The organism is Pseudomonas sp. 18-147, assembly GCF_051048045.1.
In the GTDB taxonomy this organism is placed as follows: Bacteria; Pseudomonadota; Gammaproteobacteria; order Pseudomonadales; family Pseudomonadaceae; genus Pseudomonas; species Pseudomonas aeruginosa.
In genome coordinates this window covers 3,256,244-3,269,803 of sequence record NZ_CP182296.1, presented here as the reverse complement: position 1 = coordinate 3,269,803, position 13,560 = coordinate 3,256,244, and the positions used below count along the sequence as shown (strand labels likewise).

The 13,560-nt window shown below is 56.3% G+C and carries 20 protein-coding genes; 4 read left to right on the top strand and 16 right to left on the bottom strand.

The features are described 5' to 3' along the window. Positions 1–32: 32 nt before the first annotated feature. The 4 genes from ACM0M4_RS15555 to ACM0M4_RS15540 form a co-directional block, all read right to left on the bottom strand. Entirely contained in the window at positions 33–410 is a 378-nt protein-coding gene (locus tag ACM0M4_RS15555; RefSeq protein WP_124214005.1) for a hypothetical protein, read from the bottom strand. Beyond that, positions 407–664 carry a hypothetical protein gene (locus tag ACM0M4_RS15550; protein ID WP_258163999.1) on the bottom strand — a complete coding sequence of 86 codons (258 nt, stop codon included), beginning with the start codon at positions 662–664 and terminating at the stop codon, positions 407–409. Before ACM0M4_RS15550 ends, ACM0M4_RS15555 begins: the two co-directional genes overlap by 4 nt. After that, entirely contained in the window at positions 664–900 is a 237-nt protein-coding gene (locus tag ACM0M4_RS15545; protein WP_124214006.1) for a hypothetical protein, read from the bottom strand. Before ACM0M4_RS15545 ends, ACM0M4_RS15550 begins: the two co-directional genes overlap by 1 nt. Before the next feature lie 84 nt (positions 901–984). Further along, on the bottom strand, positions 985–2,154 hold the full coding sequence (locus tag ACM0M4_RS15540; RefSeq protein ID WP_236086997.1) for a phage/plasmid replication domain-containing protein: 1,170 nt from the start codon (positions 2,152–2,154) through the stop codon (positions 985–987). A 137-nt stretch (positions 2,155–2,291) separates the two neighbouring features. On the opposite strand from ACM0M4_RS15540, the gene ACM0M4_RS15535 reads away from it, so the two are divergent. Both ACM0M4_RS15535 and ACM0M4_RS15530 read left to right on the top strand, forming a co-directional pair. After that, positions 2,292–2,471 (top strand): hypothetical protein, encoded by a 180-nt coding sequence (locus ACM0M4_RS15535; protein ID WP_023124247.1) that lies wholly within the window; start codon positions 2,292–2,294, stop codon positions 2,469–2,471. Positions 2,472–2,639: 168 nt separating this feature from the next. Next, positions 2,640–2,813, top strand: a complete 174-nt coding sequence (locus tag ACM0M4_RS15530) for a hypothetical protein (protein ID WP_153570532.1) — start codon at positions 2,640–2,642, stop codon at positions 2,811–2,813. Between the two features lie 229 nt (positions 2,814–3,042). Here the strand turns inward: ACM0M4_RS15530 and ACM0M4_RS15525 are convergent, their stop codons facing one another. The 9 genes from ACM0M4_RS15525 to ACM0M4_RS15485 form a co-directional block, all read right to left on the bottom strand. Next, the gene (locus tag ACM0M4_RS15525; protein ID WP_023124608.1) at positions 3,043–3,303 is read right to left on the bottom strand and encodes a hypothetical protein; all 261 of its coding nucleotides are present in this window, start codon (positions 3,301–3,303) and stop codon (positions 3,043–3,045) included. Between the two features lie 427 nt (positions 3,304–3,730). Continuing rightward, complete coding sequence (locus ACM0M4_RS15520) at positions 3,731–4,882, bottom strand: zonular occludens toxin domain-containing protein (protein WP_270005893.1); 1,152 nt, start codon at positions 4,880–4,882, stop codon at positions 3,731–3,733. After that, positions 4,882–5,220, bottom strand: a complete 339-nt coding sequence (locus ACM0M4_RS15515; RefSeq protein WP_021264007.1) for a DUF2523 family protein — start codon at positions 5,218–5,220, stop codon at positions 4,882–4,884. The genes ACM0M4_RS15520 and ACM0M4_RS15515 overlap by 1 nt, the downstream gene beginning before the upstream one ends. 1 nt (position 5,221) lies before the next feature. Then, entirely contained in the window at positions 5,222–6,598 is a 1,377-nt protein-coding gene (locus ACM0M4_RS15510; RefSeq protein WP_270005894.1) for a hypothetical protein, read from the bottom strand. Between the two features lie 123 nt (positions 6,599–6,721). Continuing rightward, positions 6,722–6,856 carry a membrane protein gene (locus ACM0M4_RS15505; protein ID WP_021264005.1) on the bottom strand — a complete coding sequence of 45 codons (135 nt, stop codon included), beginning with the start codon at positions 6,854–6,856 and terminating at the stop codon, positions 6,722–6,724. A 192-nt stretch (positions 6,857–7,048) separates the two neighbouring features. Further along, positions 7,049–7,426 carry a hypothetical protein gene (locus ACM0M4_RS15500; protein ID WP_124214005.1) on the bottom strand — a complete coding sequence of 126 codons (378 nt, stop codon included), beginning with the start codon at positions 7,424–7,426 and terminating at the stop codon, positions 7,049–7,051. Beyond that, positions 7,423–7,680: a hypothetical protein gene (locus ACM0M4_RS15495; RefSeq protein WP_258163999.1), complete on the bottom strand. Its 258-nt coding sequence runs from the start codon at positions 7,678–7,680 to the stop codon at positions 7,423–7,425. The genes ACM0M4_RS15500 and ACM0M4_RS15495 overlap by 4 nt, the downstream gene beginning before the upstream one ends. Continuing rightward, positions 7,680–7,916 (bottom strand): hypothetical protein, encoded by a 237-nt coding sequence (locus ACM0M4_RS15490; protein WP_124214006.1) that lies wholly within the window; start codon positions 7,914–7,916, stop codon positions 7,680–7,682. The genes ACM0M4_RS15495 and ACM0M4_RS15490 overlap by 1 nt, the downstream gene beginning before the upstream one ends. Positions 7,917–8,000: 84 nt before the next feature. After that, on the bottom strand, positions 8,001–9,170 hold the full coding sequence (locus tag ACM0M4_RS15485; protein WP_236086997.1) for a phage/plasmid replication domain-containing protein: 1,170 nt from the start codon (positions 9,168–9,170) through the stop codon (positions 8,001–8,003). Between the two features lie 137 nt (positions 9,171–9,307). Here ACM0M4_RS15485 and ACM0M4_RS15480 point away from each other — a divergent pair, with 137 nt between their 5' ends. Together ACM0M4_RS15480 and ACM0M4_RS15475 are read left to right on the top strand one after the other, a co-directional pair. Further along, positions 9,308–9,487 (top strand): hypothetical protein, encoded by a 180-nt coding sequence (locus ACM0M4_RS15480; RefSeq protein ID WP_023124247.1) that lies wholly within the window; start codon positions 9,308–9,310, stop codon positions 9,485–9,487. 168 nt (positions 9,488–9,655) lie between these two features. Further along, a complete protein-coding gene (locus tag ACM0M4_RS15475) occupies positions 9,656–9,829 on the top strand; it encodes a hypothetical protein (RefSeq protein WP_153570532.1) in 174 nt (57 codons plus the stop codon). Between the two features lie 229 nt (positions 9,830–10,058). On the opposite strand, the gene ACM0M4_RS15470 is transcribed toward ACM0M4_RS15475, so the two are convergent. From ACM0M4_RS15470 to ACM0M4_RS15460, 3 genes are all read right to left on the bottom strand, one after another. Then, complete coding sequence (locus ACM0M4_RS15470; protein ID WP_023124608.1) at positions 10,059–10,319, bottom strand: hypothetical protein; 261 nt, start codon at positions 10,317–10,319, stop codon at positions 10,059–10,061. A gap of 428 nt (positions 10,320–10,747) precedes the next feature. Further along, a complete protein-coding gene (locus ACM0M4_RS15465; protein ID WP_023128894.1) occupies positions 10,748–11,815 on the bottom strand; it encodes a UvrD-helicase domain-containing protein in 1,068 nt (355 codons plus the stop codon). After that, positions 11,808–13,412, bottom strand: a complete 1,605-nt coding sequence (locus ACM0M4_RS15460; protein WP_023128893.1) for an ATP-dependent nuclease — start codon at positions 13,410–13,412, stop codon at positions 11,808–11,810. Before ACM0M4_RS15460 ends, ACM0M4_RS15465 begins: the two co-directional genes overlap by 8 nt. Between the last annotated feature and the right edge of the window lie 148 nt (positions 13,413–13,560).

Here is a 13,560-nt window from a genome sequence, read left to right as displayed (position 1 = left end):
GATCACCCCTGATTCTTAATAATTAGCCCGAATTACGAGGCCGCCTGAGTAGCCGTTTTCGGCAGCTGCGCCGCCTGCGGCTGGGCCGGAGCAGCCGGCTTCGGCTGGGCGGTCCCCAAGGGCTTTTCAATCAGTGCCAAGGGCGCGCCTGCCAGCGAGTAGCTAATGCGCTTGTACTTCTCGTCGAACTCATCGTTATAGGGCGCGTAGACCTCGACACCAGCGAGGTTGCGATAGGCGTTATGCAGGCCGTTCTTCACGGCATCGCCGAAGACACGAAGCTTGTACGTAGTGTCCACGTCAAAGCCGTCACGGTCCTTGTCGGTCGCCTTGATGCCAACGATGGCCCAACGCTTGTCCCCTTCCCCCTTGTCCACTACGCCCAGGACGTACCCTTTCAGAATCTTCATGGTCTCTTTCTCCAGCGCCGAGCAGGCGCATACGTGATCCCCGGCCGGGCCGGTGCTACTGGTGGTGAACGACGAGCCGTCACGAAGGCCCGGCGCAGGTGTTGCCGCTCAGTTCGAGCAGCGGATTCAGTTGCCAGCACCTGGCGCATGACCTGACTCAGCAGGTCCGGCGAGTCGATACCGGCATCAAGCAGGACGAGCTCTACCGAGCCCCGCAACTGGAGGTAGGCTTGCCGTCCGATCTCAATCGCCATCACGGCCACCCGAATGCATCACCGACCCACGGCGTGCCTTTTTCATTGGTGACAGTGGTCCAAGGATTGGAGGCCTTACCGCCCTCCTCCTTATGCTTTTCGAGCGCCTGTAGCGCTTGAGCGACGGCCTGTTGCAACACGCTGCGATCGACAGCGGCGCGGGCCTGCCGACGAAGCTGGAGCGACCGACGCTCGCTGGAAGATAGGGACACGCCCTGGAGGCTGTAGGCGCTCATGAGCGAGCCCACACGCCCAGGGCGTGAATCAGAGTTGCAGCACCGGCGAGCAACGCGAGAGCTTCGAGAGTCGGGGCGAGCACGTCAGGCCACCAACCGGAGGTGACGCGGGCGCGGTGCATGCCGATAGAACTCCGGCAAATCCAGCACGTCGCTGGTGACGATTTCCTCAGCACGACGAATCATCACGACCGAATGACGGGTCACGTCGTAGGGCTGGGCGATGTTGATGCCGATCCGGTTCAAGCGCGCCCGGTAGGTCTTCATTTGCGACTTCGTAAAGTCGAAGCTGATACCAGGGCAGTGCATCCACTTCATCGCAATATTGGCGGTCGCATTCGCCGCCTGAGTGCTGCTTACAACCTCTTCAGAAAGCAGCCTTTCCGCAATCGTCTCGTAATCCATCGCCATCACCTCGAGCTTGTCGAATCCCCTCAAAAACTCCCCATGGATCGCCGCAAAGCGGCCTTCATCAAAAAGCCCCCACCACTCCAGCCGCTCACGGGCCAGATACTCACTCTTGAGTTCCTGTTCCATGCGCACGACGCCCTGCTGATCGCAGTACGCGGCCAGATCGAGCAGGTAGCGGAATTCGGGGGAGTCTTCGCCAAAGTTCCGTTTGCACTTCGGAAACAGGAACTTGCGGATGGCCTGAGCCTTACCGTAGGCCTTGTAGTAGTGGTCGCGGGCCTGCCAGTCGCAGGTCCAACCATCTTCGTAGAGGTGGCCATTCTTGTAGCCCACACGCTGAGTACTCAGGGCGCGGATGTAGGCCAGTTCATTGCCCTTCCCCACCGTCCGATTCGTCGTCAAGTCAACCCGGCGCAGGCGCGCACCGTTGCCGACCATCCGAGTTTTCGAGCCGTCCTCGGTCTGGAGGTGGCCCCAATCAGTGCAAGCCGTGAACGGCGGCAAACGGTTGCCCTTGTCGTCCTTGATCTCATGGAGGATGTCGTTATAGACCGCGACACACTCAGCGATGGACTGGAACCCATGCAGGTTGTCCAAGCGGTTGACTGCACTCGGATTCCCTTCAACGCGGAGCTTGTTCCCATCGACCCGAACCCGAATCGACGTCGAGTGACTGCCCTCAACCTTGAAACTAGGAGACGTGTCGCGCAGTTGCTCGCCGGTCCGCCGGTCGTAGTAGCAGATGCCAGTATCGCCAACCTGCGGGAGCTGGTACGGGAATACCTGCTCTACCGTGAGGTAGTCGTAGAACATCCGGGGGGCCGGATCGATCAGAGGCGACATTGAATTCCCTTCAAACCTGAGTTTCTAAGAAATTAGATTCGAGCGGAAAATTAGATTCTAAGATTCTCAATGTCAAGGGTCTTAGAAAATCAGGCTACGATAGTCCCCGCCAAACACTTGACGGACATAGGAACGAGATGCCCACCAAGCACATCGACGACGCGACATGGCGAAAGGTTGAGAAGGAAACCGTTAAGGCGGTGATCCACCTGCAAGCCTCGGTCAAAGACACTGAGGTATTACGCTGGCTGATCCTCAAAGGGCTTGAAGAAATGACCCCGGAAGACCTTGAGCGCTTCCACAAAAAAAGGGACTAAGCCGGGGCGTAGAAGAGGCCGCATACGAAGCCGAGAGAGGCTAAAGGCATGGGCCAGGGGCGTTTGAAAGGCCCGCAAAGTATGGAAGTCCATACCAAATTGGGGGTGTTACAGCACCCCCACCCCTCCGGGGCCAGATCGGAGCCCCGCAAACCAACGGAGAAACGCATGGGCTTGCACGACAGGGAATGGTTCAACGAAAGCCGGCACAAGCCCAAAAACGCCACCAGCGCACCGCAGCGGCCTCGCAGAGTCCTGTTCATCCACTACCTGGCCGGGTTCTGGCCGGGCGTCCTCATGGGCTTCCTGGCAGGCCTGACTGTCGGCCTGCTGATCAGCTAGGCGGACCGTCCGAAAGGTCGTAAGGGCGCTGCCCTTACTATCCCGCTCTTCCCGCCGAGGGCTCGGGAGGCAGGGGAGATAGAGCTTCCCCTCCCTCCCTTGCGGAGGCTGTTTCAGGGGGAGTTACGTCAAGTGTTCGCTTCGCCCGTGCTTCCGTTCGCCGGATCGGTGAAGCTGATCCGACGAGCCGGGAGCGCGGCACCTGACTAGGGAAAGTTCGGAGGGGCGTTCAGCCCTGGAGAAGATCGCCCTGGGCGACGTGGTCAAGCAGCGAAGAGGCAGAGGCGCGAGCGTTGTCGATGATCTGCTGCTGGACGTTGCACCGGGTCTGCAACCTCGCCAGTTCGTCCATGGCTTGCTTGAGCTGATAGGTCAGCGACCCGTACCGCTCAGCGGCGAACCGATAGGCACCGGCAGCAGTGGTCGCACCGGTCTGTTCCTTGAGTTTCTCTACGAAGTCGGGGGATTCATCGGGGAGTTTGACAAGCATGGCGGCTCCTTTTGGTACCGTATTCTCGACCAGGTCGTGCTCGAGCTCGACGAAAATGGTACCACTGCCGCCGAAAAATGGTACCAATATTTTCGACCAGGTCGTTCTGCAGGATCCTGCAACGGTACCAAAGCGGCATCGCATAACGGACGTTACGTGTAAATCCAGCGCCTGGGCTGCGCATTGTCCATGCGCTGGACTCTCCCCTCGGTCGGGCTGCGCCTAACGTAACGTCTGCACATTATGCGAAGCCAGGGATACGAACCCCCGAGCCATCGACGCCGAAATCGACGCTGACAACGGGCGAAGATATCCAGGCCTGGAGCCTTTGGGCTGTCCCTGGAGCGACCGTCAAAGGGGTTAATCGAGAACGCAGGCACCGCCGGGAATCGGGTCCCTCCCGCAAGCGGGAGCCCTCCCGATTCCCTCAAGGCGCCTGCACAGGCGTGGTTACTGCGATGTCCTTTGCTGCGGATACCAGCGGCATGTCCGTTACAACGTAACCGATATCGAAGCCCTTGTACGTCAGCGAAACGACCGTCGGCGACTCCCAGGTGATCGAGTAGCCCGCGGTGCGTAGGTCGTCAAACGACACCTTACTGACCGGCTGCCCGTTGTTCGCGAGCTGGATAAAACCACCCAGAAACTCTTCCTCAACACCATCCCGAAAGCGTTTACCACGCATGGTTGCGATCAGATGCATCGACAGCCCCTGGAACGGGTGTAGCTTCTGCTCAGGCCCCCGAGGCTTGGCCTCGATCACCGGAGCCGCTGGAGCCGCACCTACAGGCGCAGAATCGACACTCGCAACCACCGGCTGAACCCTAGGCGGCGGCGCATGCTTCTTTTCCCGCGTGACGTTCCACGTCGACAGACAGATGACGATCAGGAAGCACAGCGCAGCACCTTTGAACGGCCAGCGCTTCCAGATCGGCACAATGTCATTAGCGGCCAGTTCCTGGCCTGCGGCCGAGGACCGCGTATGTGACTTCCAGAATCCGTAGAACTGTTTCTGATACTCCCGGATGCTGGTATTCACGACCTCACCGCGCAGACCGTCCTGGACCTTGCGGATATAGCGATCATTGGTGCCGAAAGCCGTGGCCTTCTTACAGCGATACACGACCTGGACAAGGTCACGAATTGCCCGGTTGATCTTGCCGTAACTCTGAGTGATCAACAGCACATCGGCCAGTTCGTGACGATGAAGCGAATACCACTCCTCAACCGGCACAGGCGTGCCGCGCAGCGGTATCGAAAGGTGACATTCATCAATCACATACAGCGGCCCGAATCCCTCGTCAGGATGCCGCCAAGGGTCCGCATAATGATCAACCCGGCTAAACGGGCGTACTACCCTACTCTCTTCCTCGCCACTCTCATTGTCGAAGACCTCAACAGTAGAGTCCCGAAGTTCGATCAAATGCCAAGACTCCGGGAAAAACGCTTTGAACTTGTCCATGTCCAAGGCCAAGTTCGTGATGACCTTTCGCCCTTGATTCAACGCCGGAACAACATGATAAACAACAGCCTCATGAGACTTTCCGCCACCAGGCTGGCCCAGGATCAAGTTAATCATTACGACCCCCAGCGGACAAACGGGATAGTTTGCAACAGGAATCGGACGACCAGAGCGCCGACAATAAGCGTTATAGCCTGAGGCACACCCACATAGCCCAGCATGTTGGCCGCCTCAGCTGGGATCATTGCATAATATGTTTGCGGATTGAATGGTATCGCGATTGCATCAAGTGCCGAGGCCGCAATAGAAAGCGTCTGCTCAAACACCCAGCAAACAACATCAGTAACCATATTCCACGCATCTTTGAATATCTGAGCGAATACCAGCAGTAGCCATTTTGCAAACCCGACAATCTTAGCAAGCAGCGCAGTAAAGAACTTAAAAACCCCAGCCATATCAACCTCCAAAAATCAGAGCGCGACACAAAAACAAGGCCGAAACCATAAGAATCGCTTTCACGAAATCAAGCACATAGCAGATAGACCCGAACTGCTGATAACCATAGTTCGCCCAGGACGCAATATTCATATCCAGCCCAAATGCCGGACAACGCCCCGAAAACGACGGAATGAACCCCTGGAGAAACTTCATAAACTCCGTATCTTCAAATTCCGCGCGTTTGTCACGCCATACACCCTCAAGCCCGTCCTCGTATTTTTGCTCATAGAACGGCTTAACTTCCGGAAATTCGGAGTCCTCAAAACTACCACCCTCCTCCTCTTTCTCTTCGGGAGGAATTTCTGCTGTCACATCATCAGTGTCGGTCGTAGTCGTCTCCTCGGTTTTATCACCGTCTTTCGTGGTCGTAGTCGTAGTGGTTTCCGTATAGTCGATATAGTTATCGCCATACTTAATCTCATACTTAGTCTGTGTATCCTTTGTCGTCGTGCTGGTAGTGCCATCAGGATTCGTGGTTGTCGTCGTCGTCGATGTCTTGGGACCGTTTACCGATGAAGGCCCGCTAAGATGCGTGGTTTCAGACATCTGCTCATAGCACGCGGCAGGATTCAAAGACCCTTCACACGTCGCTGTTAACAAATCTTTAAGCCAGTTCGGATCAACCACGCCAGACAGCGAGTCCGTAATATCGTCATAATCCGGATCAGTCAACGACTCTATATGCTCGCCGGGCTTCCACAAACTATCGCACTTGCCAGTTGAAACATTAAACCACACGCCAGGGTCACAGCTATTAGCGTAAATAATAGAAGAACTCACAATGCCATTAATCCTAATTACACAGTTACCACTCTGAGTAACCTCATATTCACAAGCCTGTTGACGAGTCAAGCCATATTTAAGATCAAGATAAACACCGCCAACATTTTGTGGCGGCCTAACATAATAGACGCCCGCCACCGCACCCGAAGGCGCGTCACTTACTTTCTTAACCGGCTTGCCATTTTCATCAATAAAGCCCCCGATACTATCAAGAGCCATTGACATGGCCGCAGTTGCAGCAATACCAGCAATTCCACCCTTGAGCGACGAAACACTACCCTTAATCGTCCTTGGAATAGAGAAATCAATCGTCGGGATAATCTTTATCGGAACACCAGCAGTCCCGCCACCAGATCGTGGAATGTACTCAACGCCAGGCTGGCCAGGAATCTTTAAGGATGGACCGGAAACAGAAGGAGAGCCGCCACCGCGCGCAACAATACTTGCACTAGGCACGGTGACGCTCTTTCGAGTCGCGGAGTACGAAACTTCAGAGGAGAGAAAAAACGCGAACGCTAGAAACGCTGCCGCATACCGGCGATAAATGCCCATGCTGCCAATACCCCGCCATGGAAGACCAGGGCGTGAACTACCAGCGCAAGGTCCGCCGCTGTAAATGTAAGTTGAGAAGGTTCCATAAGATACAGGGGGCCTTTCAGCCCCCTGCCCTGGCCCTTAGGCCTTCTTAACGCCGCGCTTGCCCAGGTCGATCCCCTTGAACGCCATCGCAATGCCGATGATCGCAACACCGGCACTTACGACCCAGGTGGAAACGCTGGAAAAGTCTACCGCACCGAAAATATCAGCCATGATTCACCTCTTTCATAGTTTGCGGATCGCACTTAGTACGATTCCTACTTTTAAACCCACGGCATATGCGGCAAAGGTCAAGATAAACCCGGAACCGTATACCGCCGTGAGACTTTCAAAAGTGACCGAACTTAAAAGTTGCATTGCCGCTTCCATTTTCGATCACCCCTGATTCTTAATAATTAGCCCGAATTACGAGGCCGCCTGAGTAGCCGTTTTCGGCAGCTGCGCCGCCTGCGGCTGGGCCGGAGCAGCCGGCTTCGGCTGGGCGGTCCCCAAGGGCTTTTCAATCAGTGCCAAGGGCGCGCCTGCCAGCGAGTAGCTAATGCGCTTGTACTTCTCGTCGAACTCATCGTTATAGGGCGCGTAGACCTCGACACCAGCGAGGTTGCGATAGGCGTTATGCAGGCCGTTCTTCACGGCATCGCCGAAGACACGAAGCTTGTACGTAGTGTCCACGTCAAAGCCGTCACGGTCCTTGTCGGTCGCCTTGATGCCAACGATGGCCCAACGCTTGTCCCCTTCCCCCTTGTCCACTACGCCCAGGACGTACCCTTTCAGAATCTTCATGGTCTCTTTCTCCAGCGCCGAGCAGGCGCATACGTGATCCCCGGCCGGGCCGGTGCTACTGGTGGTGAACGACGAGCCGTCACGAAGGCCCGGCGCAGGTGTTGCCGCTCAGTTCGAGCAGCGGATTCAGTTGCCAGCACCTGGCGCATGACCTGACTCAGCAGGTCCGGCGAGTCGATACCGGCATCAAGCAGGACGAGCTCTACCGAGCCCCGCAACTGGAGGTAGGCTTGCCGTCCGATCTCAATCGCCATCACGGCCACCCGAATGCATCACCGACCCACGGCGTGCCTTTTTCATTGGTGACAGTGGTCCAAGGATTGGAGGCCTTACCGCCCTCCTCCTTATGCTTTTCGAGCGCCTGTAGCGCTTGAGCGACGGCCTGTTGCAACACGCTGCGATCGACAGCGGCGCGGGCCTGCCGACGAAGCTGGAGCGACCGACGCTCGCTGGAAGATAGGGACACGCCCTGGAGGCTGTAGGCGCTCATGAGCGAGCCCACACGCCCAGGGCGTGAATCAGAGTTGCAGCACCGGCGAGCAACGCGAGAGCTTCGAGAGTCGGGGCGAGCACGTCAGGCCACCAACCGGAGGTGACGCGGGCGCGGTGCATGCCGATAGAACTCCGGCAAATCCAGCACGTCGCTGGTGACGATTTCCTCAGCACGACGAATCATCACGACCGAATGACGGGTCACGTCGTAGGGCTGGGCGATGTTGATGCCGATCCGGTTCAAGCGCGCCCGGTAGGTCTTCATTTGCGACTTCGTAAAGTCGAAGCTGATACCAGGGCAGTGCATCCACTTCATCGCAATATTGGCGGTCGCATTCGCCGCCTGAGTGCTGCTTACAACCTCTTCAGAAAGCAGCCTTTCCGCAATCGTCTCGTAATCCATCGCCATCACCTCGAGCTTGTCGAATCCCCTCAAAAACTCCCCATGGATCGCCGCAAAGCGGCCTTCATCAAAAAGCCCCCACCACTCCAGCCGCTCACGGGCCAGATACTCACTCTTGAGTTCCTGTTCCATGCGCACGACGCCCTGCTGATCGCAGTACGCGGCCAGATCGAGCAGGTAGCGGAATTCGGGGGAGTCTTCGCCAAAGTTCCGTTTGCACTTCGGAAACAGGAACTTGCGGATGGCCTGAGCCTTACCGTAGGCCTTGTAGTAGTGGTCGCGGGCCTGCCAGTCGCAGGTCCAACCATCTTCGTAGAGGTGGCCATTCTTGTAGCCCACACGCTGAGTACTCAGGGCGCGGATGTAGGCCAGTTCATTGCCCTTCCCCACCGTCCGATTCGTCGTCAAGTCAACCCGGCGCAGGCGCGCACCGTTGCCGACCATCCGAGTTTTCGAGCCGTCCTCGGTCTGGAGGTGGCCCCAATCAGTGCAAGCCGTGAACGGCGGCAAACGGTTGCCCTTGTCGTCCTTGATCTCATGGAGGATGTCGTTATAGACCGCGACACACTCAGCGATGGACTGGAACCCATGCAGGTTGTCCAAGCGGTTGACTGCACTCGGATTCCCTTCAACGCGGAGCTTGTTCCCATCGACCCGAACCCGAATCGACGTCGAGTGACTGCCCTCAACCTTGAAACTAGGAGACGTGTCGCGCAGTTGCTCGCCGGTCCGCCGGTCGTAGTAGCAGATGCCAGTATCGCCAACCTGCGGGAGCTGGTACGGGAATACCTGCTCTACCGTGAGGTAGTCGTAGAACATCCGGGGGGCCGGATCGATCAGAGGCGACATTGAATTCCCTTCAAACCTGAGTTTCTAAGAAATTAGATTCGAGCGGAAAATTAGATTCTAAGATTCTCAATGTCAAGGGTCTTAGAAAATCAGGCTACGATAGTCCCCGCCAAACACTTGACGGACATAGGAACGAGATGCCCACCAAGCACATCGACGACGCGACATGGCGAAAGGTTGAGAAGGAAACCGTTAAGGCGGTGATCCACCTGCAAGCCTCGGTCAAAGACACTGAGGTATTACGCTGGCTGATCCTCAAAGGGCTTGAAGAAATGACCCCGGAAGACCTTGAGCGCTTCCACAAAAAAAGGGACTAAGCCGGGGCGTAGAAGAGGCCGCATACGAAGCCGAGAGAGGCTAAAGGCATGGGCCAGGGGCGTTTGAAAGGCCCGCAAAGTATGGAAGTCCATACCAAATTGGGGGTGTTACAGCACCCCCACCCCTCCGGGGCCAGATCGGAGCCCCGCAAACCAACGGAGAAACGCATGGGCTTGCACGACAGGGAATGGTTCAACGAAAGCCGGCACAAGCCCAAAAACGCCACCAGCGCACCGCAGCGGCCTCGCAGAGTCCTGTTCATCCACTACCTGGCCGGGTTCTGGCCGGGCGTCCTCATGGGCTTCCTGGCAGGCCTGACTGTCGGCCTGCTGATCAGCTAGGCGGACCGTCCGAAAGGTCGTAAGGGCGCTGCCCTTACTATCCCGCTCTTCCCGCCGAGGGCTCGGGAGGCAGGGGAGATAGAGCTTCCCCTCCCTCCCTTGCGGAGGCTGTTTCAGGGGGAGTTACGTCAAGTGTTCGCTTCGCCCGTGCTTCCGTTCGCCGGATCGGTGAAGCTGATCCGACGAGCCGGGAGCGCGGCACCTGACTAGGGAAAGTTCGGAGGGGCGTTCAGCCCTGGAGAAGATCGCCCTGGGCGACGTGGTCAAGCAGCGAAGAGGCAGAGGCGCGAGCGTTGTCGATGATCTGCTGCTGGACGTTGCACCGGGTCTGCAACCTCGCCAGTTCGTCCATGGCTTGCTTGAGCTGATAGGTCAGCGACCCGTACCGCTCAGCGGCGAACCGATAGGCACCGGCAGCAGTGGTCGCACCGGTCTGTTCCTTGAGTTTCTCTACGAAGTCGGGGGATTCATCGGGGAGTTTGACAAGCATGGCGGCTCCTTTTGGTACCGTATTCTCGACCAGGTCGTGCTCGAGCTCGACGAAAATGGTACCACTGCCGCCGAAAAATGGTACCAATATTTTCGACCAGGTCGTTCTGCAGGATCCTGCAACGGTACCAAAGCGGCATCGCATAACGGACGTTACGTGTAAATCCAGCGCCTGGGCTGCGCATTGTCCATGCGCTGGACTCTCCCCTCGGTCGGGCTGCGCCTAACGTAACGTCTGCACATTATGCGAAGCAAGGGTTATCACCACAGCAGCCCAGGCTTGCCAGAATTCACCACCGTCACTGTCGAGATCAAATAAATCTGCGCAAACACAGATAAAAATGAAACGGCAGGAAAATCAGACGGTTACTGAGAAAATTGCAGCCAGCCTGGCTCCTTGATGCATTAAATAAAAATGCGCATCCACTCTCATGGCACCCACACTGGCAGCTTGGATTTGCCTGGATTATCGATGATGATTGCCAAGCTTTGTCTTGCCCTTGTTGTTGCTACGTAGAACGCCGCTGCGGGCGTAGCCTCCAAGCACTCCTGCTTCTGTATAAATGTCCTGATCGGCGCCGTTGGCACGATCAACACACGCTCGAATGTGGCTCCCTTCGAAACCTTAAAATTCATGAAGTCTAAAGTGAAATCTTTGCCCGAAGATGCGGTGTTACGCAGACACTGGGGCTGGTAGCTCTCGACGTACTGGCTGACATGCTTCGAATGCACTAGGAACACACCATCGTGCTCAGACTCTACGTGGTTCTCTGAGATGGTCTCTGGGAAACCCCATGACTTATCAAAAATAGTGTCCGAGAACGCCGCAATCTCGGCTCGGCAACGGTAGGTTGTAGTCGCGTAGCTGATACTTAGCAGGCCATCTGCTTCGCGCTCTAAAAACCACTCAAGTGCACCTGCGTAACCGTACTGCTTGTTTTTCTGCCCCCTCGGGTTAGTTGAGAGCACCGCCTGGCGCACATCGCCGACCATGCGAATGTCGACTCGTGAATGCAGTAGCCCATGCACAATCTCCCAGTCATAGCCACTGAGATCCTGGACCTCGTCGATCAGAATCTCGTCGTAAAGGCATTCCAGTCTGCGTAGTAATGCCGGCGTCGCTGCCATCAGTTCACTCGCGAGACGGCCGAGCTCGCAGGCATACAGATGATTACTGCTGTCCATAAACCTGTGCCTGCCTTTCGCAAACTGTCCGGGGCGTCCTTCGAAACTGAAGCCCCCTACCCGCTCACCTGGGAATTTGAATGGCAGGAACGGCTTTGCGAAATGGCGTAGCAAGAAGGTGTACCAGCCCATAACCTCCATGCTATGGCGGTCACCGACCTGAGAGCTGAGCCGTTGAATCAGTTCTTGCTGATTGGTTTGAGTGAATGTAACGAGAAGTACGTGCCGATCAGTAGGCAATGCTTTGCAATGATCGACCAGTCCTTGAGTTTTTCTACCGCCAGCAACCGCAAGAGTTAGATGGTTAGGCATTGTGGATGAACTCGGCTGCCGCCTTCATATAATCAGGCGGGCTAAGACGTTCGACTGATTCCGCCAGTCGAATGGCCCCTTCCGTTTTCTCACGAGCCATCCACGTTTCCAGGTTTGCTGCGGCGGTGATGCCGAGCATCTTGCGCAAGTGAGGCTCGCCATTTGCGGTTATGAGCTGCGGCTCAAGCGTGCGGCCATTAGCGACGGCTCCGATGAAAAGTGCTCGCCGTTTATGGTCCAGCCACTTTTCAACCGGTTTAGATAGCTCCTCAGGATCAACGCCGTCGTTATCGCGCATTACAGCTACTGGTTTATCGATCGCAGCACAAAGCTCAAGGCATCGAGCCAGCGCCAACCCTCGCATGCTGATGACATCTACACCGTGGCCCATTGGGCGTTGACTGAAACAATCCTTATAGACGCGTTCAAAGATAATTTCGTCCGATGGACCTTCAACCAGCACGACTTTTTTGGCGAGCACCAGGCGTAAAGTGTCGTAGCCAGGCAGCCTCTGGAAATAGCTTACTGTGGTTGGATCAAGCTCTGTGATTTTGGCAGCGCTATTGCGATGCAGTAAGAGCAAAGCATCCAACCCTAGGCGGTTGAGCACGTAGGTACTGTGAGTTGAAATGAAGAGTTGTTGCTCTTCCGTCTTCAGAGCCTCGATACGATCGAGCAAAGTCGTCAGACTAGTGTGCGAGAGATGGTTCTCCGGCTCCTCGATCATCACGATCTTCGCCTTCGAAGAGTGACGCTTCATCGCGAGTGAAATCTTGATAGCAGCCTGTTGGCCTTGGCCTGCCATTGCAAATGGGAGGCCGTCAACATGTGGAGTGACCACACTTTCCCATGATGTACGAGATGTCTGATCCATCGCCAGAGCCATTGGCTCTTGTTGTAACGCAGCATCAATACCGGAGAGTCGCTTGTTCACCGGCGCCAGCGCACCATCCGTCATGGATGCTTTGATGCTGCGGTAGTCCAGAGATATCTGTGCCTTCTCGGATGACTCCAAGTGGTCACTTAGGATCTGGCGAAGGTGATAGTCAACGCCGGCGGCTGATTTAACCGTCCGGGAGTCTATAGTGGCCACCGAGAGAGCTCGGGGCCGCCGTGTGAGTTCATTATCTGCGAAAGATCGCCATTCGTAGGTGTAATACTCGATGGGGAGCAGTGCGGATGGATGCTTGAGCCACTCATCTAGCTCGTCTTGGTACTCCTCGCTGGGGAAGATGGAGAGGCATACGCCGGGACAGGCATTGGTTGGGACGTCGGCATTCACGGCGCCTAGAAGCCCCTGCAGTTCGTCTGTGTCTTGTAGGTATAGCTCGATGAGGATTTCCGGGAGGGCTGGCTTCTTCCCGGCTTGCCTGAGAGAAAGAAACTCGGCCACCACCTCGGTGTTAAACCAATGCGGGTTTAGCTCCTCTAGAATGCCGCGCCCCCCAATCCGGCCGTTGAGCGCCAGCGAAATTGCTTCCATCAGAGTAGATTTGCCGGCGTCATTGTCTCCTATAAGGATATTTACGCCGGGATTCGGCCTCAGAAGAAAATCCTTGTAAATTCGATAACCACGGATTCGGATTTTGGTGATCACGATCGACGTTCCTTCGCGGAGTGCAGCTGCGTTGCAGCTTTGATGGCTCAATGCTATAGGTCAGGCGGCAATTTTGTCGACCTGCTCATGTTTCCGTCTGCTTAGCTGATTTCGCACGCTCTCTTGTTAGGTCTTGCGGGCGACTCTA